The organism is Neobacillus sp. 19 (assembly GCF_049463095.1).
Lineage (GTDB): Bacteria > Bacillota > Bacilli > Bacillales > Cytobacillaceae > Neobacillus.
The window spans coordinates 150,356-170,311 of sequence record NZ_JBMPZU010000070.1 but is presented as its reverse complement, the minus strand read 5'-3'; the positions used below and the strand labels follow the sequence as shown (position 1 = coordinate 170,311).

Below are 19,956 nucleotides of genomic sequence, written 5' to 3'. Positions count from 1 at the left end.
TGCCCCGTAAATGTTAGACACGACTACTAACATTTACGGGGTGTTTTTTATGGCTAAATTTACAGTGGAAAAGAAGTTAGAAGCTGTAAAAAGATATTTAAATAATGAGGGAGGGTATAGGTTTCTTAGTGAAATCTATGGTACAGCTCATAATACAATAAAAAAGTGGGTCCTCCAGTATCAATACCATGGTGAGGAAGGGCTTACTAAAAGCTATACAAGCTATACAGTTCAGTTTAAACTAGACGTACTTAATTATATGAACGAACAAGGGACGTCTCTGTATGAAACAGCTGCCATTTTCAATATACCAGCGCCTAGTACTATTTTAGATTGGAAGCTGAAACTTGAAACGGACGGATTAGATGCCCTTAAAATGAAGAAAAAGGGGCGTCCATCCATGAATAAAGAGACAAAGAAATCTCCTCAACCAGTAGAAGGATCATTAGAAGCCTTACAGGCAGAAAACGAACGTTTACGAATGGAGAACGCATACTTAAAAAAGTTGAATGCTTTAGTTCGAATGCAGGAAAAATTACAAACAAAATCAAAGCGCAAGTAATTTTTGAACTAAAGGAACAGTATGAGGTTGTGGATCTAGTTGAAGTCGCAGACATTCCACGCAGCACGTATTATTATTGGGAAAAACGGTTAAATCAAACTGATAAATATGAGAAAGTAAAAGAAGCTATCAACGAGATTTATCATGAACATAGAGGGCGTTATGGATATCGTCGGATCACGAAAGAGCTAGAAAAAAGAGGGTTCCAACACGATCCTAAAACCATCAATCGGTTAATGAATGAAATGGGTTTAAAATGCTTGGTACGCATGAAGAAATACCGTTCTTATAAAGGAAATGTGGGCAAAATCGCTCCAAACATTTTAAATCGTGATTTCTCTGCCGAGAAAATGAATCAAAAATGGGTAACTGACGTTACAGAATTTCACCTATTCGGTGAGAAACGTTACCTCTCTCCGGTATTGGATTTGTGTAATGGCGAAATCATTGCTTACAGCGTCATGAAACGTCCTGTTTATAAATTGGTGGGAGATATGTTGGACCAAGCGATTGAGCGTCTTCAGCCTGGAGACCAAGTGACGCTACATTCAGATCAAGGCTGGCATTATCAAATGAAACAATATCAAAAAACGCTAGTTAAGCACCAAATTACGCAGAGTATGTCCCGAAAGGGTAACTGTTTGGATAATGCCGTCATGGAAAACTTCTTTGGCTTATTAAAGTCTGAACTTCTTTATCTGCAGGAATTTGATAGTATGGAGCATTTTGAACGGGAATTAGCCGACTATATCTACTATTACAATCACAAACGAATGAAGGCAAAATTAAAAGACTTGAGTCCTGTGGATTACCGAACTCAAGTCTTAAAAGTTGCTTAAAATATTTGTCTAACTTTATTGGGTCAGATCAAAAATCAGGTGCTTTTTTACTTGTTGAATTAGCTAGCAGGCCAAATCGAGTCTGCCCATTCAGGGTGATCGATGAATGGATTGCGATTTCCTTGAATCGATTGAATGACATCGTTTCTGTGCTTCTCAAAGGCATCAGGCGGATCCATTTTGCTCCATTGAAGAAGGACAGATTGCTTGCCATGGAATGGTGTCGGATACGTATTAACCTTGTCAGCCAGCTCAAGATCAATCTCACCGCCGCCTTCATAACGTACAGCCATATACATAAGCATTCTGGCAACGTCGCCTTTTACACGGTTTGGCGGCTCAAAAGAATCACCATCATAGTAACAGTCCGCACATTCACCTTGAGATTTGCCGCCGTTATCAAAATCTAAATGACCGCGTGTACTGTTTACCGATGCATCAGTTGGACGTAAATGGTGGATATCTGTACCCGGTCCTACACTAGTACCAAAGTTCCCATGTGATTTCGCCCAAACATGCTCACGATTCCAGTCATTTACCCCAGAACCAAATGTTGTTTTTGCTTGTGAGCGGCCTGTGTAAAGCAGAATCACATTATTTGGATTGTTAGGGTCTTCATCTGTTTTCTTTAATGCTTCGGTTACTTGCGCATAAGTTAATTTTGTTTGTGTTTTAATGATATTGTGTAATGCCGCCTTCAGGTCAGCACCTGATTTTCCAGCTGCATCCTTGTAATAAGCCTCGACTTCGTCCCCTGGAGTTGATGCAGCCGTTACCGTTACAGTAAAAGAGGCACTCACTGTTTTCTTACCATCATTTGCTGTGACCGTCACATTTACAGTTCCTTCCGTTGCGGTAGGAATGGTTAAGGTTGAACCTTGGATGGTACCTGCAGTTGCTGTGTACGTTAGAACATCACCATCTGGGTCAGAAAAATGATCATTTAAATTAATCGAAACGGGTGAGCCTACCTGTACTGAAACATTTGATAATGCTTTCGATACCACTGGCGCTTGATTCACCTTTGGTGGTGCTATAGGAGCAGGAATCACTTCTCCGCTTACCTTGGTGAATTTAATGTTAGACGTGTCTACCCCGTCTTTCACTGTCCACTTCTGAACCTTTTCAACGCCTCTGATTTGACTGATATTCGCATTGTCGATGACGACTTCCTTCACCTCATTGCCGCCAAGGTCGATGATCGCACCTGGTGCTGTTGGGCTTAGCGTGATGACTGTGTTCTTCAAGCCTTCTCCACTTAATTTAGCGTAAGTGCTTTTTACCACAATTCCTTCTGTAATCACAGAAGCAGCATCCATGGTAATGTCGGCAGCTTCATTGCTCACTGTTAACTTCTTCGTTTTGAAATTCTTTAGATTGTAAACCTTTGTTCCTGCCGGTGGTGTAACAGGCGGCAAGATTTCTCCTGCTGCTTTTAATTTTGTTTGGATCAGAACCGGGTCATGGTCACTTGCACGGCCATGCACATCCATGAAACCAGAGTTGATGTGTAAAATATCAACAGTTGTATCTGCGGCCATATTGTTCGTAACTAATACTTGGTCAAGTACTTGGGCGTTACCTTGGTAAGAGTAGTTGTAACGCTCATTTGCAGGAACCTTATCAATCATGTTGGTTAATTCGTTCCCTTTAGCGATTTCTAACGTTTTCGTGAATTCGAAGTCATTGAAGTCCCCTAGTAAGACAACATTTGCGTTTGCATCCTTTGCCTTCACATTTTTCACGAAGTTATTCACAATCGCTGCAATTTTATGACGCTGAATTTCACTGCTTAATACTGGCGGCTGATTTTTCCCCATTAACGGTTGATCTCCGCCTTTAGAGTTAAAATGATTAGCTACTACGATGATACTTTGTCCTTGGAACTCAAATTGAGCTGCCAGCGGCTTACGGCTTGAATTAAACGCAGAATTTGTTGGATCAATCCGCCCCGGGTTTAATGTCAGCTTGCCATTGTCAAAACCAACAGCCTGTGTAGCTGTCCCTTTTGGTGCTCCTGCTGTTAACGAAACACGATCTTTGTTATACAGGAAGGCCACACGAATGTTTCCGCCTGGTGCTCCGCCATCTTGGTTGTTGGCCGGTGCGATTTCTGTGTAAGCATAAGTCGGTCCGCCAAGTGCCTTAACTTTATCAATAATTTTTTGCGCACTTTGTGTTCCATCTACCGTGCCATTATCTGTTTCTCCGTTGTTATCCTGCACTTCGTTTAATCCAATAATGTCAGGACTCTTCATTTTATTGACAATTGCATCGCCAATTTTTGTTACTTTATCATCTGGAGTAACAGTTGAGAAGTTCTCAACGTTATACGTACCAATTGTTAATTTGTCTGCTGCCGGTGTAATTTTTGTTGCAGCGCGGACGATTGGTGTTTCTGTTAATTTCGGTAGCGTTGGTTCTTGAGTCATTACTTTAAAGTTGCTGTAACCGTAGTTCACAACACCCTTAATCGCACCTGTAAAATAGTCACCCATTTTAGCACGGTAAGATTTATTGGCTGTTGAGCCATTTCTAACATCGACGCCAATACGATCCGGATTCGTGTCCGTTGCAGTAATACGTAATCCGCCGGGATCGACGTTTGTTTGGTAATCTTTTGGTACCACCCAAACGAGTCCATCTTTTTGCAGGGCAATGACCTTAGCGTCATCGACTTGTACATACATACCTTCAAGACTTTCCCAGAAATCAATCGCATCTTCGTTTGGATCAAATGTTCCAAATTGGTCATTATCAATAATTTCCGGTGGCGCAATTCGGTCAACGCCAAGCTTGATTGGTGCCGGAAGTGGCGCTGTGCCATTTTTCGTAATTGTAGTAGCTTCAATTTCTGTAATTGTTAAATCGGTTGAAGTTTTTTCCGCATAACCTTCGCCATAGAATTCTGTTACTTTACCAGTTACCTTTACGCGGTCCCCAATGGATACTCCGTGAGAAGATTTAAAGACTAGAATTCCATCAGAAGTGTTAGGATCCCCGTCACCCACAAGATCCTGGATGAAGAAGCGGCTTGTTCCATCAATATAGGTAACAACACCTTCGACATCTGTTACCGTTTTACCGGCAAGAATCGAGTTGTGTGTTTTCCCTTGTATATCATAGATGTGAATTGCGCCATCTTGAAGGAGATATTCAAATGTTGCGACAGCACTATTTGTCATGCCTGCTTTCACAGCAATAGCTTTAATCGTTGTTGCTTTCGTAATCACGATTGGCTGTGTAAACGCCGGGCTTGCGGTAGTTGGATCACTGCCATCTACTGTGTAGTGAATGGTAGCACCTTCAGTACCCGTTGCTAATGTTACTTCAGTACCTGATTTCACCATTCCAGCGCCTGGTGTTGCCATCACTGGTTGAACAATGCTTGAATCTTGGATAATGTCGGCTTCATTACGTGGAATTAATTGGTACACTCCGTTGAATGCACTAAGTACTCCAGTAACTTCTTCATAAGTTGTTCCAGTGGTCAACATTGTTGAACTTGGCGGGCGAATTTGGAAGCTTGTCCCATCAGCGTCGGTTGCTGTATAGTTACCGCCGGAGAATGCTCCTACCGTTACATTTTTAACTTTAACCAGCTTCGCTTCTTTGCTTTCTTGTAGGTCAGCAGCTTTGAGTAGCTCAGCAGCCGGAATGGCTTCTGTGCCAGTTTTGACAATGTTTTCATGATTGGCTTCGATTTCAAGTAATGTTGAATACTCCGTTAACTTACCTGAGACCGTAATTTTATCGCCTGGATTAATGGTTGTACTATCAGTTGGTGTGTAGGCAACAATTCCAGCTGTTGCATCTTGGAAATAAATTGCTCTTCCTAAAACAGCTGTAACCACACCGCTTGTTTGCACATTTGATTGTAATTCCATCGCTCTGACTTCAGCAATAGTTTGTGCTTGTAAAATCGTGTAAGCAAATGTTGCGACATCACTGTTATCTAAGCCATCCTTGACGGCAAGTGCTTTAATGGTTGTGTCCGCATCAATTTTGATTGGAGCTTTGTATTCTGTGCTTGCTGCAGTTGGCTCTGAGCCATCTGTAGTGTAATAAATTTTCGCATCAGCGGTTGCTGTTGCAAGCGTTACTGTGGTTCCAGCTGCCACAGCACCTGCGGCCGGAGTTACGGTTACATTCGCAACCTTTGTTTCTACAGGTGTAGAACCGCCATCCATTGTATGAGAACCAAGATAGGTAAATACGTCTTTACCCATGTTCTCCCATTCAATAGCTGGGTCAAAAGCGTCATCTGGGTTTTTGTCGCCTTGTGTAATGGAGCTTTTGCGGACTAACGTCTGGTCGATTGTTTTAACAGTCGATCCCCAATTGATTCGTTCGCCAACTTTTCCGATGACATCGATGATGTTGCCGTTATGTTTTAAAACAATCGCGTCATCACCGTTAAAGTTAATAACGGTCTTGGCTGTATCAAGTAAGTCTGTTTTAGCGACGATTGCCGCATCAGCATCGCTGCGTGAAATGACAAAAGTTTTTCCGGTCGCTAGAGTTGCGGATGGATCAGTTGATAGAGCTAATTTAAGTGTTGTTGTAGCAGCACCATTAGCGTAATGCTCAAGTGTGTATTCACTTAGCTTTACGTCTGCCCCTGTTCCGTTATAAACTTCAATCGCTTTGTTAAAGCTTGAGCCTTCGATATATTCAGAGATAAATAGATCAGAAGCAGTTGTCGCAGCGATTACAGGCTTGATGTAGAAATTGGGTAAGATCATACTGATTACCATAATCGCTACAAGTAACATGTTTAATTGCTTTTTACGATTTTTAGTCAAAACTGCACCTCCTGGTAGCATATGTTTCGATTTTTTCAATTAGGTGATAAATTCTCCTAACTAGGAAGCTAGGAGAATTTATTCATTTTTTATTTAATCTTCAAAAAAGGTTTCGCCTTCAACCGTTACGTTATTAAGCTCAACCATGCCGCCTTTTATTGTAAGGTTGCCTTTTACAATGGCGTTTTCTAATTTGTCAACGCCTGTTACATCAACAATCACGTTACCGTTATATACCTTTGGATTTTCGGCAGTACCGCTGAAAGATGCAGCTGGAACTACCTGTGGAGCGATGTTTACGATACGACCTTCAATTTGTGCATTAACCGTTTTATTTGGTTGTGCGGCAATAAAGTCATTGAACATTTCCCAATCTACAAATCCTGGCTCACTTACACGGCCTTCTGCGTAAGCTTTACCAAACATAGTAAATCCGTCGCCGCCTTTAGCTGTAAAGACGTTTGTTGCAACGAAGTAGTGTTTCGCATCATCTAATGTTGTGTAGCTTCCGTCTTTGCCTTTTACCTCAATGCTTTGAATCTTTTGACCAGTCGGTTTCGTGCTGTCGTACTTAACTTTCAAACCGGATACTTGTAAGAAACCGCCAAATGCAGTGGTTGGTGAATCCTTCACACTGTATTCAAGAGCCTCTCTTAATTCACTGCCTTTTAGATCCATGATACCTAAAGTATTTCCGAATGGCAGGACTCTTAAGACATCCGCAACAGTAATGTTACCCGCAGGAAGTGTTACCCGGATTCCGCCGCCATTTTGAACAGCGATTAATGTATCAGGATTGATGGTTTGTGCTTTTGCCAGCATACCGTCAGTGATAAAGTTACCAAGGTTTGTTTCCCCTGTACGTGCTGCAGGGTTTCCGCCGATTAAATCAAGAGTTGTTTTACCAACTACAGTCGCTTTCTTTTCATCAACAGCCGGCTTGTATTTTGTATTAAGAATTTGAGCTGTTTCTGCATCATCTGCATATGTGCTAATATCAAGAAGTTTTCCTTTTGTTTCAGGAACGATTACTTTACCGTCCTTATCAAACGTTACATCCAATGTTCCTAGGAACTTGTTGTATTCATTTGCTTGCACGATCACTGTTGGTTCTTCACCAGTTGTATCAAATACCGGAGCATCAAGTTTCGTATGTGAGTGACCGCCAACGATGACGTCGATTCCTTCAACTTGTTTGGCTAATTCTAAGTCATTGTCCCAAACAACAGAATCATCATAGCCAAGATGTGTTAAGGCAATAATTTTGTTTACACCTTGTGCTTTAAGAGCTGCAACAGATTCTTTTGCTTCATTTACATAATTTTCGAAATCAACGCCTGCTCCAGGACTTGAAATGGTTGGTGTTTCAGCTGTTGTTAAGCCAAAGATACCCACTTTCTCACCATTCACGACTTTAATGATTCCGTCGTAAATGTCACCGCCTGTAGGGTTGTCTGTAACTAAGTCATTATGGAAACGAGATTTTAAATTAGCATCATTTGTAAAGTTTACGTTTGAGCTGACAAATGGGAAGTCGGCTTCTTTGACAAAGTTCCCCAATATTTCAGTTCCCATATCAAATTCATGGTTACCGAATGTCATGGCATCATAACCCGCTAATTCCATAAACTCTAAATCTGCTAAACCTTTATACTCATTGAAATACAATGTTCCAGAGAACACATCCCCTGCATCAAGTAATAATGCATTAGGCTTTTCTGCACGAACTGACTTAATCGCGGTCATTTTTTTAGCGACATTGTCAATGTTTGCGTGTGTGTCATTTGTGTGCATGATGTTTAATGTATATTGTCCAACGGTGTCTACGATACGACCTTCCACTTGTGGATTAACCGTTTTGTCCGGTTGTGCCGCAATGTAGTCATTGAACATTTCCCAATCCACAAATCCTGGTTCACTTACACGTCCTTCTGCGTAAGCTTTACCAAACATCGTGAAGCCGTCGCCGCCTTTAGCTGTAAAAACATTTGTTGCAACGAAGTAGTGTTTTGTATTATCTAGTGCAGTGTACTTTCCGTCTTTGCCTTTTACATCAATGCTTTGAATCTTTTGTCCAGCCGGTTTTGTGCTGTCATATTTAACTTTCAAACCGGATACTTGTAAGAAACCGCCAAATGCAGTGGATGGAGCATCCTTCACGCTATACTCAAGGGCTGCTTTAATTTCCTCACCTTTTAAGTCCATAATTCCTAAAGTGTTTCCGAATGGCAGGACTCTTAAAACATCCGCTACAGTAATATTGCCTGCAGGAAGTGTTACCCGGATTCCGCCGCCATTTTGAACAGCGATCAGCGTATCAGGATTGATGGTTTGTGCTTTTGCCAGCATGCCGTCAGTAATAAAGTTACCAAGGTTTGTTTCTACTGTACGTGCGGCAGGGTTTCCGCCGACTAAATCAACCGCTGCTTTACCAACCACTGTCGCTTTCTTTTCATCGACAGCCGGCTTGTATTTTGTATTAAGAATTTGAGCTGTTTCTGCATCTTCTGCATATGTGTTAACATCAAGCAATTTACCAGTTGTTTCTGGAACAATTACTTTACCGTCCTTATCAAATGTTACATCCAATGTTCCTAAGAACTTGTTGTATTCATTTGCTTGCACGATCACTGTTGGTTCTTCACCAGTTGTATCAAATACAGGAGCATCAAGTTTCGTATGTGAGTGACCGCCAACGATGACGTCGATTCCTTCAACTTGTTTGGCTAATTCTAAGTCATTGTCCCAAACAACAGAATCATCATAGCCAAGATGTGTTAAGGCAATAATTTTGTTTACACCTTGTGCTTTAAGAGCTGCAACAGATTCTTTTGCTTCATTTACGTAATTTTCGAAATCAACGCCTGCACCAGGACTTGAAATGGTTGGAGTTTCAGCTGTTGTTAAACCAAAAATACCCACCTTTTCACCATTTACAACTTTAATGATTCCGTCGTAAATGTTACCACCTGTAGGGTTGTCTGTAACTAAGTCATTATGGAAACGAGATTTTAAATTAGCATCATTTGTAAAGTTTACGTTTGAGCTGACAAATGGGAAGTCGGCCTCTTTGACAAAGTTACCTAATACTTCAGTTCCCATGTCAAATTCGTGGTTACCGAATGTCATGGCATCATAGCCCGCTAATTCCATAAACTCTAAATCTGCTAAACCTTTATACTCATTGAAATACAATGTTCCGGAGAACACATCCCCTGCATCAAGTAATAATGCATTAGGCTTTTCTGCACGAACTGACTTAATCGCGGTCATTTTTTTAGCGACATTGTCAATGTTTGCGTGTGTGTCATTCGTATGCATCACATTCAATGTGAATTTCTCGTTTGGCTGGCCGGCTAAAACATCGATATTGAATTCAGTTGTACCATTGACTGTGAATTCCTTTTTCAGTTCATACCAATGTTTTTCAGTGTTCAGCCAGATTCCATCCAGCACATAGCTGCCGTTCGGTAATGTTGTGCTGTAGGTTCCATTTGCATCTGTTGTCATGTCATACCATTTTTCTTCACCGGAAGCAGTGTGTACACTGAAGGTTACGTTCGGTAATACTTCTTTACCTTTCTTTAATACACCTGTTACGTTCGGTGAAACCACGCCAGTTCCATCTTTAAGCACGTCAATGTTTAATTGTAGTAAGCCATTAACCGTGAATTCTTTCTTGAGTTCGTACCATTTACCTGCGGCACTGTCCCAAATTCCGTCAATCGTATAAGACCCATTTGGTAGTTTCAATTCAAAGGTACCATTTGCATCTGTTTTGGTGTCATACCAAATGATATCACCAGTTGTTGTATGAAGACTGAAAACGGTATTCCCTAATGCGGTTGTTCCTTTTGTAAGTGTTCCAGTTACATTGAAGACACCAGCAAGATTAATCGTTAATTCTGTTGCTCCTTCAAGTTTTCCGTCCTTCATGTTGAATGTTTGATTGAGTTCAAACCACTTTTTCGCAGCGCTGTCCCAAATACCATCAACTTGGTAGCTGCCATCCGGTAACTTAAAGTTAAATTTACCGTCTTTATCTGTAGTTGCGTCATACCATTTTCCATCTGTGCTATGGAGACTGAATGTAAGGTGGTTCAATGTTTTCGAACCATTTTTAACAGTTCCAGTTACATTCCAAGTTCCTTCAACTGGATTTAGCCCATCGATTACTAATGCATGTAATCCGTCTACTAAACCATTTTTAATCGTGATCGTTTTGCCAATTGGATACCATGTCGGTGAAACCCAAAGACCTTCAATCTTATATGTTCCATCAGCTAGATTGAAAGTAAATTCTCCGTTTGCGTTGGTTGTAAAGTCATGCCATTGATTGGTTGTTGTATCTTTTAAGCTGAATGTGAGATTTGCTTGAGGCTCGTCCCCCAAAACTACCTTTCCTTCTCCAGCTACTGCACCAGGATCTGGCTGTGGTTCTTGAGCTGTTACGACTTCACCTTTAAACTCGATTTCACCGATACGGCTTGTACCAGTTGCTGCAACTGTTCCACCGCCAATCGATGTATCAGAGCTTTTTAGCCATCTAATATGGAGTACATCTTTATCATTTACCTCTTTTGGTAATGCAACATTTGTTAAGACTCCACTTGTCCAGTTTGCTGCCACTGTTACTGAAGCATTTGGAACATCTACCCATGTAGAATCGTCCAGACTATATTGAACCTTGAAATCTTTCGGTCCTGTACTAGACCCATATTGTTTTGAAGATAGAGTAATATTTTGATAGCCTTTTGTTGATACGGACACCTTCCAAAATGAAGGATTTGCTGTCCATGTGTTTGCATTTGGAACTGAGATTCCTGTTGTAGGTCCAGCGTTATATCCAGTAATTGCCGCACCTGTTGCGGATAATCTTTTGTCCGCATTAGCAGCTGTTCCTGATGTTGCTACTAAGTTGTTCCCCTTACTAAAATCCCATTTCGCCAATGATACGGGCGTTGTGTCTGCGCTTACATTAAGCGGTACTACCATAGCTAACAGCATGATCGCTGTTAATAGTATGCTAACCCACTTTTTTGACCTGTTGAATTGTCGATTCACAGATAATTTCCCTCCAAATCAAAAAATATAATATGTTTGAAATCAATAGCCCCAATTCTAGTTGTCGAATCTTTTTCTTCCAAACCTTCCCTCACTTTCCATTGGGTATATATAACTACTACTAGTTTATAATTTATTCTGTCAAAATTCTACATAAATCTATGAATATCCCAAACTTTACACCAATTTAATATTTTCACACTCTACATCTATCACTTTAAGTGAAAGTGGGTATTTTTTCCTATATAAAATAGCAATATATCACAACGTCTTCATATTAAGTACAGTGTCTGACATAGCAACGGTGTCAGGCACCCTAAAAATTGTCCACTCTTGCAAAGAATCAAAATATTTCGTGGTTGTGATATATTACACATACAAACCATTTCTGATAATTTAAAATATTAGAAAATTGGAAATCAGGTGAACATATGAATTGGATACAAGAAAATACAGATATGGAAGGGTTGTTTGATTCGCTAAAATTGCTTGGAGTGGATGTTGTGTTTGGCAGCAGCAATCTCTGCCAAGAAACAATGACTCTCACAGAAAATGAAAATATTCGTTACTTTCAATTAAGGCATGAACAAGCAGCTGTCCACGCTGCGGATGGTTATGCCCGGGCAACAGGAAAACCGGGGGTTGTACTAATCCAAACTGCATCAGGTATCACCAACGGCATTACCGGAATCGCGACTGCCTATAGCGATTCTGTACCACTCGTCATTATCGCTGGGCTGCGGAATCAAAGCTCCCTCAAATCGCAGGCATGGCAAGAATTAAATATTTCAGGACTCACGATGCCGATTACGAAGCATGCCTTTGCACTCAGCGACTTTGATGATCTTTCCGTCATTCTTCAAGATGCATTATCGATTGCCGCAAATGGAAGACCTGGCCCTGTGTTAGTTGAATTGACTGCAGATTCTAAACTCACGGTAAATCGGAAAGAGGGACAGGGGCACCACACATCCAAGCAAACAACGGTAAATGCAAGGAAACAAGAAAAATCACTTCAGCTTGCAAAAGAGTATATCGAAACTGCCAGAAAACCAGTTTTATTGATTGGCGGCGGTGTCATTTCATCAGGTGGATCCGGGCATTTAAAAGAGTTGGTGGAACAGTCACGCATTCCTGTCGTCAGTTCCTTGCTGGGGATTGGTGCGATGGATGCCGCCAATCCTTTATACTTGGGTATGCTTGGTATGCACGGGACCTTTGCCGCTAATAAAGCTGTCCATCATTGTGATTTATTAGTTTGTATCGGGGCACGATTCAGTGACCGGGTAACAGGGAAAATCAGCGGTTTCTCGCCTAAATCGAAAAAAATTCATATCGACATTGACCCTGCGGAAATCAACAAAATCATTCCGATTGATCTGCCGATTGTCAGTGATGCAAGGGAGTTTCTCAGCGAGTTAAAGATTCAATTGGACTACCAGCTAATTAAGGAGAACACAGAAATTTGGACAAATGAGGCCATAGATTGGAAGCGGACTGTCCCGCGCTTTGACAAGTCTAAAAGTGCATTAAGCCCACAGTCAGTCATTCAAATGCTGAATAAACATGCCGATGAGGAAACAATTGTCGTCACAGATGTCGGCCAGCATCAAATTTGGACCGCCCATTATTATGCCTTTTCCAATCCGAGAACACTGCTGACATCCGGTGGTTTAGGGACAATGGGGTATGGTCTGCCGGCGGCGATTGGTGCCGCTGCAACGTGCCCGGGAAAACCGGTCATTTGTGTTTCAGGGGATGGCAGCTTTCAAATGAATCTGCAAGAATTGATGACGGCCGTAAAGTACCAGCTGCCTATTAAAATAATCATCTTGAATAATGGCTATCTTGGGATGGTGCGCCAATGGCAGGAGCTATTTTATAATGGCCGGTATTCATCGGTTAAAATGTCGTCGCCAAATTTCGCCCAGTTAGCGGAGGCCTATGGAGTGGCGGGATATAGAGCGGGATCTGAAGAAGAAGCTCGGAAAGTAATTGCAAAGGCATTTCATCACACCGGACCTGCCCTGTTGGAATTTGACGTCGTCGAAGAAGAAAACGTCTACCCAATCGTCCCGCCCAACCACAGCAATCATCAAATCATCTTATCGCGGTAAGAAAAATATCAGAAGCTCCTCATATCCTATTGCCACGTTAAAAACGGTGCCTGACACCAGAATGGTGTCAGGCACCGTTTTCCATTTATAGCTGTTCGAGGAACCAGTTTACGATGTAGTCGAGCCGGCTTTTGCGCAGGCTTGGCTTTCCGCTTCTTGAGAGTTCGTGGTTTTCTTCCGGGAATCGAATGAATTTCGTCTTCTTCCCTAACCGCTTTAACGCGATAAACAATTGCTCGGCCTGTTCAATAGGGCAGCGGTAATCCTTCTCACTATGTAGAATCAGCAGTGGTGTCTCTACATTTTCCACATAAGCAAGCGGAGAATGCTTCCAAAGGGTTGGCACATCATTCAAGTCAGCCGCAATCTGCCATTCCGTGAAATAATAGCCGATATCACTGACCCCGTAAAAACTAATCCAGTTAGAGATTGAGCGCTGTGTAACTGCTGCTTTAAAGCGATTTGTATGGCCGACAATCCAGTTTGTCATGAAGCCGCCATAGCTTCCACCTGTTACCCCTAGCCGCTTTTCATCTATAAAATCATACTGGTTCAGCACATAATCAACCGCCAGCATCACATCCTGATAGTCGCCGCCGCCGTAATCACCGCGAACCGCATCAACAAACTCCTGGCCATATCCATGACTGCCCCTGGGGTTCACGTACAAAACAGCAAACCCTTGCCTCGCTAGAATTTGAAACTCATTCATATAGGTATTGCCGTACATCATATGCGGGCCGCCGTGAATTTCAAGGATTAGCGGGTATTTTTTCCCTTCTTCAAACCCAACCGGCTTCATCAGCCAGCCATGAACCTTCCAGCCGTTTGCGCCTTCAAATTCAATGGATTCAGGTTTGGAAAATTCCATTTCTTTAAGCACATTGCACGTCGTTAGCTTTTCCCGCTTCGATGCATCCGTTAATGAAAACAAGTACAAGTCGCCAATATCTGTTGGCGTACTGATGGCAGCAATCGCCTTATCCGAAGCAGAGTGAATTGTTAAACCATACACATCCTGCTCCCCGGCAAGCACCGGCTGAATTCCGCCGCCAGCTGCATCTACAAAATAAAGATTGGTATTCCCTTGCTCTGTGGCAATAAAGTAAACACCTTGACTATCGTCCTTCCAAATTAACCCTGGGGTGACCGCTCCCTGATGGAAGTCGCCGGACAAGAAGTCGCCCACAGCAACGTCCCAGCCGGAGGTCAAACAAGACATTTTACCATCTGCAAGCTGGTAAAGCCAAATCTCTGGATGGGTTGCATTTTCAAATTCCCGTTTATGTCCAATTAATCCAAGATGCTTACCGTCCGGTGAAAATCCGGCATGATAAAAAACACCTTGCCCATCCGTCAAAGGGATTAATTCTTTTTTGGCCATCTCCAAAAGAAAGACATCATATGTAAATGATAAATCGGCATCTTCTGTTGGATTTGCACCAACAGCGAGATATTTCCCGTCCGGTGACCAATCATATAGGTTCACATCATAGCCTTCAGCCGTAAGCTGTGTCAGCTCCCCGCTTTTCACATCCACCACGGCAACCTGCTTGAAATGCCCCTGCCAAAATCCGGCGGAGTCCGATTTATATCGCATCTTTGTTACTTCCAGCGGTACCGGCTTCTCCTCTTTTTTCTCCTCTTCTTCATCAAAAATAGTTTGACTGGATTTCAATGAAGTAGTGAAAGCCAACTTCTTTCCATCTGGTGACCAGACAGGGCTGCTTACCCCGCTTGCAAGAAACGTTAACTGCCTAGCTTCACCTCCGTTTACACTTAAAACATAAATTTGATTCTTTCCCCTTCGGTTGGAAACAAACGCAAGCTCTTTCCCATTCGGTGACCATCGCGGCGAATGATTCTTCCCTTTGCCGAACGTCCATTGAACCGGTTCAGCTCCTTTTTCAGCCTTTTGGAAAAATAAATGCGCTTGATACTCATCTGACTCTTTGTCAATCGTTGTCCGCATGTACACAAATGACTGTCCATCAGGTGCAAACAACGGGTTGACCACTGATGTGAATTGATATAAATCTTCTGACACGACTCCTCTAGTTACTTCCATCTTGCTGGCCCCCTATTCAAAAACTCCTACACTAAAGTATTTCGACACTAGAAGGATTTTTCCTTTCATTTTTTAATCTAAGCGGCACGCTGCAATAAAAAAACTGCCCCCTCAATATGATAAGGGCAGTTTGCCTGTTTTAGACCTGTATGAGTTTTACTTTTTGACCTGGCTGAAGGAGGGCAAGCAGCGGCAGATCCTCCTCTGCAACCCTTCCGACCACATTCACTCGTTCATCGGCAGCTAGATCACGAATCGTAATCTGCACTTCACCGCGATACCTGCCATAGCGGTCATTGTCTCTCGTAATCGTGCCAAAAGGACGTGCCCAAGTATTCTCAGGAACCACCGCCCCAGCACTTCTCGTATCCATCAGCCGAAGAACGTCACGGGAAAAATCAGGACGAAGCCGGAACTCCCCCTCTTCGAATCCTTCCACTCGAAGGACAACCCGCCGATGACGGTCAAAATCAATTAATTTTTCAAAAAGAGCTGCACTTGCTTCCGGGTCGCCGATATATACATCTTCAACTCCCGCCGAGAACAGTTCCAGTGCCGCTCTATATGGATCAACACCACGATGGCTCTCCAGCGTCGGCAGACCTTCGAACAGCGGGCCGCGTTTCTCTCCGTCACCTGGAATATAGGCACAAACCGGAATACCAAAACGTGCAAAAAGGTCATTCTGCGTTTGAAAAAAGAGTTCAGCTAATCCGGTTTCAATCCGGGGATAGAAATTATGCCAGGCCAGCAGCTGACCTGCCTCCAAACCGCCATCAATCAAGGCGCGTATATCCTCTTCAAATAAAATACTGGCATTCAAAGCTAGCTTGAAATCCTTCGAAAGGGACAAAATCGTTTCATGGGCAAAAAAATCATCCAACCGCAAACCCATTACCCCTAAAGCTTTTAGCTCAAACAAGCTATCCAATCCCAAATGGGCAGGTGTTCGCAGCGATACATCCGCGTACACTTCTATTCCAGTTTCCTTTGCCGTTTGCAGCAGTTTTTTCGCTCGAGCTGCTAAATCCCCGGACTCTTCGGGAATGTGAAGCGAGGTAAACGCCCGCTTCACACCCATTTTTCCTGCCAGTGCAATTCGTTCTTCTGCTAACGGATCATTTAGATAGAATGAAATCCCGATCAATCAAATTCACCGGCCATCTCATCTTTGAAACCGAATAAATAAGTGAATAAGAATCCTGCTCCATAGGCAATTAATACCCCTACTAAATAAAGGAGAACTTGACCTGTTACCACAAGGAACGCAAGTGGTAATCCAGATACGCCGATTGCGACCGTTGCGATTCCAAATGCAGCTTGGAACGCACCACCGACACCAGCACCTAAACATGCTGTTAAGAACGGACGACCGAGGGGAAGGGTAACACCGAAAATTAACGGCTCACCAATTCCAAGAATTCCTGCTGGCAGACCACCGCCAATGGCTCTTTTTAAACGCGTTTTCTTTGTTTTAAGATAGATGGCAAACGCTGCACCTACTTGACCTGCGCCGCCCATTGCTAAGATTGGCAGAAGCGGGTCATCACCAATTGTATTAATTAATTCTAAGTGGATAGGTGTTAGACCTTGATGTAATCCAGTTACAACAAGCGGAAGGAAGGTTGCTCCGAGAACAAATCCTGCCACAACACCGCCCATATCAAGTAAAGAAGTTAATCCTTTTGTGATAATATCTGAAACGAAACCACCAAGCGGCATAAATACAAGATAAGTAACAATACCAGTAACCAATAAAGCAACCGTTGGTGTGACGAAAAGATCAAGAGACGTTGGAACAAATTTGCGTACTCGTTTTTCTACAAGAGCGATAAAGATGGCAGCAAACAATACGCCAATTAAACCACCGCGTCCAGGAAGTAAATCTGCACCAAACAAATGGATGCCTGCAACGGCCGGGTTAATGATCAAAATACCAGCAATCGCCCCAAGTGCCGGCGAACCGCCAAACTCCTTCGCCGCATTCATACCAACTAAAATACCGAGATAACCGAATAACCCGCCGCCAATAACCGATAAAATCGTCGCTAACTGAGAATCTCCTGCCAGCCATCCAGCTTGAATAATTGCTTTTGTGATCCCGGTAATCAATCCGGATGCCACAAGGGCAGGGATTAACGGAATGAAAATACTAGAGATTTTTCGTAAAAACAGCTTAAATGGTGTCGCATTCTTTTTGTTGATTCCAGCCTTGGTGCTTGCTGCTTTCGCTTTTAAATCAATCCCGCCGGCAGCGTCTATTAATTTCCCAAACTCTTCTGTTACTTTATTAACCTTTCCTGGGCCAATAATAATTTGCAGCGTCTCTTCCTCTACAACCCCAAGTACCCCATCAATTTTCTTAATAGCCGCCTTGTTAACCTTCGACTCATCATTCGGTGTCACACGAAGTCTTGTCATACAATGTGTGTAATTGCCAATATTCGCAGCCCCGCCTAATTGTTCCAGAATCTTTTCGGCTAATTGTTTATTCTCTCCAGCCATGCTATTTCCCCTTCTCTCTGATGTAATTTATTTTTTAAAAAAATGAAACGGAATGGTGTCCGCATCACCCCCTGCAATTACTTACCTTCTTTGATAAATCGGATGGCTTCCCGTGTTTTGTCAATCGAGTGAATCGTTTTGTCATATTGAACAGTGGCCATCGATAAAAATAAAATATCAATAATATATAACTGCGCAAGACGCGATGAAGTGGCTGCACTGCGAAACGGCGCCTCCCCGGAATAAGCGGTAAACAGCTTAATATCCGCAAGGGATGAGACAGTGGATTGCCCGTATTTTGTTAAACTAATCGTTTTGACGCCCCGCTCTTTCGCTAACGTCATCACCTTAATTATCTCCTCTGTTTCCCCGGAGTGCGAAATGCCGAACACGACATCATCCTGATTCGCATTCGCAATCAGCGTTGCGACAAGATGCGTATCTGTAAAAGCGGTTGCATTTTTATGAATGCGAAGGAATTTCTGCTGGGCATCCTTCGCGATAATATTAGAAGCGCCAATGCCAAAAAAATGGACATTTTGCGCGGGCAGCAAGGTTTGAACAGCACGCTGCAACTCATCATAATTGATGATTTCTTCCGAATCCCGGATACTTTGGATACTGTTGCTTGTTGTCTTCTGAACGATTGAGAAAAAGGATTCACCCGGTTCAATGTCACGATAGCCTTGCTCGACAGGCTTCACTAAATCCCCGGCAATTCTCACTTTTAAATCTTGAAATCCGGTTAAGCCCAAGGATTTGCACAGCCGGATAACGGCCGCTCCACTTGTACCTGCTTGAACCCCGATGTCATTGACTGTACTGTTTAAAATCGATTGCGGATATTCAAGAATAAACTCCGCAATTTTCCGTTCAGAAGCCGGAAGCTGTTCCAGCATATTTTGAATCATTTTTAAACCGCCTGCTGCCACGCCCAAAACCACCTTTTCATCTGACTCATTTTTCAACTTTTTGGATTGCCTTTTTCACATAACCATTTGCCTCTGTTAATAATCGTTCTGCTTCTTGCTTCGATGTATTCGTCTTGATCATGACAATCGCCGTTTTCACTTGCAGATCCGCATTTTCTAGTGTTTCCAGTGCGTTTTCATACGAAACTTCGGTGACTTTGCGGATGATGCCAATCGCCCGCTCCTTCAATTTTTGATTGCTCACACGGACATCCACCATTAAATTATCGTAGGCTTTTCCTAACAGAATCATGGATGAAGTGGAAATCATATTCAAAATCATTTTATGGGCGGTACCTGATTTCAAGCGAGTCGAGCCGGTTAGCACTTCAGGACCGACAATTACCTCGATTGCTTGATCTGCTTCCTTACTAATTGCCGCATTCTTATTGCAAGAAAGTGCTACTGTTTTCGCGCCAATGCTGCGTGCATAGCGGAGAGCCCCAATCACATAAGGCGTCCGGCCGCTGGCAGCGATGCCGATGACGGTATCATTTTTTGTCAATTCCAATGCCTTCAAATCGCTGATACCGAGCTCCGGATTGTCTTCCGCACCCTCGACTGCTTTAATGAAGGCCCCTTCGCCCCCGGCCATAAGGCCTTGAACCATTTCAGGGTCCGTGCTGAAGGTCGGTGGACATTCAACGGCGTCCAGTACTCCTAAACGGCCGCTCGTGCCTGCCCCTAAATAAATCAGACGCCCTCCGTTTTGAAAGGAAGTAAAGACAAATTGCACTGCTGCCTCAATATCCGGTAATACTTCCTTTACGGCTAATGCCACCATTTGATCCTGCTCATTCATAATCCGTAAAATGTCGCTTGGAGTTGCTGTATCAATTTGCATCGAATGTTCGTTGCGGGATTCCGTTGTTAATAATTCCAGGTTTTCTTCCATTGGTTTGTTGCCCTCCTGTTGATCATTTCTTAGCTGTAAGCGATTTCTGTAGTTTTATTATATGACGACTGAAATGATAATTCAATATTTTTGTAAAAAAATTAAAATTATATTTCACGGGGATTATTTT

General features: G+C 42.7%; 10 protein-coding genes. 3 read left to right on the top strand and 7 right to left on the bottom strand.

Annotated elements, in window-relative coordinates:
- Positions 1–49: 49 nt before the first annotated feature.
- Together ACO1D1_RS22800 and ACO1D1_RS22795 are read left to right on the top strand one after the other, a co-directional pair.
- Complete coding sequence (locus ACO1D1_RS22800) at positions 50–562, top strand: helix-turn-helix domain-containing protein (RefSeq protein ID WP_423337235.1); 513 nt, start codon at positions 50–52, stop codon at positions 560–562.
- On the top strand, positions 445–1,401 hold the full coding sequence (locus tag ACO1D1_RS22795; RefSeq protein ID WP_423337244.1) for an IS3 family transposase: 957 nt from the start codon (positions 445–447) through the stop codon (positions 1,399–1,401). Before ACO1D1_RS22800 ends, ACO1D1_RS22795 begins: the two co-directional genes overlap by 118 nt.
- A gap of 59 nt (positions 1,402–1,460) precedes the next feature.
- Here the strand turns inward: ACO1D1_RS22795 and ACO1D1_RS22790 are convergent, their stop codons facing one another.
- Positions 1,461–6,206, bottom strand: coding sequence for a chitobiase/beta-hexosaminidase C-terminal domain-containing protein (locus ACO1D1_RS22790; protein ID WP_423337234.1), 4,746 nt, complete (start codon positions 6,204–6,206; stop codon positions 1,461–1,463).
- A 93-nt stretch (positions 6,207–6,299) separates the two neighbouring features.
- Positions 6,300–11,270 (bottom strand): 5'-nucleotidase C-terminal domain-containing protein, encoded by a 4,971-nt coding sequence (locus ACO1D1_RS22785; RefSeq protein WP_423337233.1) that lies wholly within the window; start codon positions 11,268–11,270, stop codon positions 6,300–6,302.
- Positions 11,271–11,701: 431 nt separating this feature from the next.
- On the opposite strand from ACO1D1_RS22785, the gene ilvB reads away from it, so the two are divergent.
- Positions 11,702–13,387: a biosynthetic-type acetolactate synthase large subunit gene (ilvB, locus tag ACO1D1_RS22780; protein WP_423337232.1), complete on the top strand. Its 1,686-nt coding sequence runs from the start codon at positions 11,702–11,704 to the stop codon at positions 13,385–13,387.
- An 85-nt stretch (positions 13,388–13,472) separates the two neighbouring features.
- On the opposite strand, the gene ACO1D1_RS22775 is transcribed toward ilvB, so the two are convergent.
- From ACO1D1_RS22775 to murQ, 5 genes are all read right to left on the bottom strand, one after another.
- On the bottom strand, positions 13,473–15,455 hold the full coding sequence (locus tag ACO1D1_RS22775; protein ID WP_423337231.1) for a S9 family peptidase: 1,983 nt from the start codon (positions 15,453–15,455) through the stop codon (positions 13,473–13,475).
- A gap of 139 nt (positions 15,456–15,594) precedes the next feature.
- Positions 15,595–16,602: a MupG family TIM beta-alpha barrel fold protein gene (locus tag ACO1D1_RS22770; RefSeq protein ID WP_423337230.1), complete on the bottom strand. Its 1,008-nt coding sequence runs from the start codon at positions 16,600–16,602 to the stop codon at positions 15,595–15,597.
- Positions 16,599–17,960 carry a PTS transporter subunit EIIC gene (locus ACO1D1_RS22765; RefSeq protein WP_423337229.1) on the bottom strand — a complete coding sequence of 454 codons (1,362 nt, stop codon included), beginning with the start codon at positions 17,958–17,960 and terminating at the stop codon, positions 16,599–16,601. Before ACO1D1_RS22765 ends, ACO1D1_RS22770 begins: the two co-directional genes overlap by 4 nt.
- 77 nt (positions 17,961–18,037) lie before the next feature.
- Entirely contained in the window at positions 18,038–18,892 is an 855-nt protein-coding gene (locus ACO1D1_RS22760) for a MurR/RpiR family transcriptional regulator (RefSeq protein ID WP_149872807.1), read from the bottom strand.
- Between the two features lie 25 nt (positions 18,893–18,917).
- Positions 18,918–19,826: an N-acetylmuramic acid 6-phosphate etherase gene (gene murQ, locus ACO1D1_RS22755; protein ID WP_423337228.1), complete on the bottom strand. Its 909-nt coding sequence runs from the start codon at positions 19,824–19,826 to the stop codon at positions 18,918–18,920.
- Positions 19,827–19,956 lie beyond the last annotated feature (130 nt).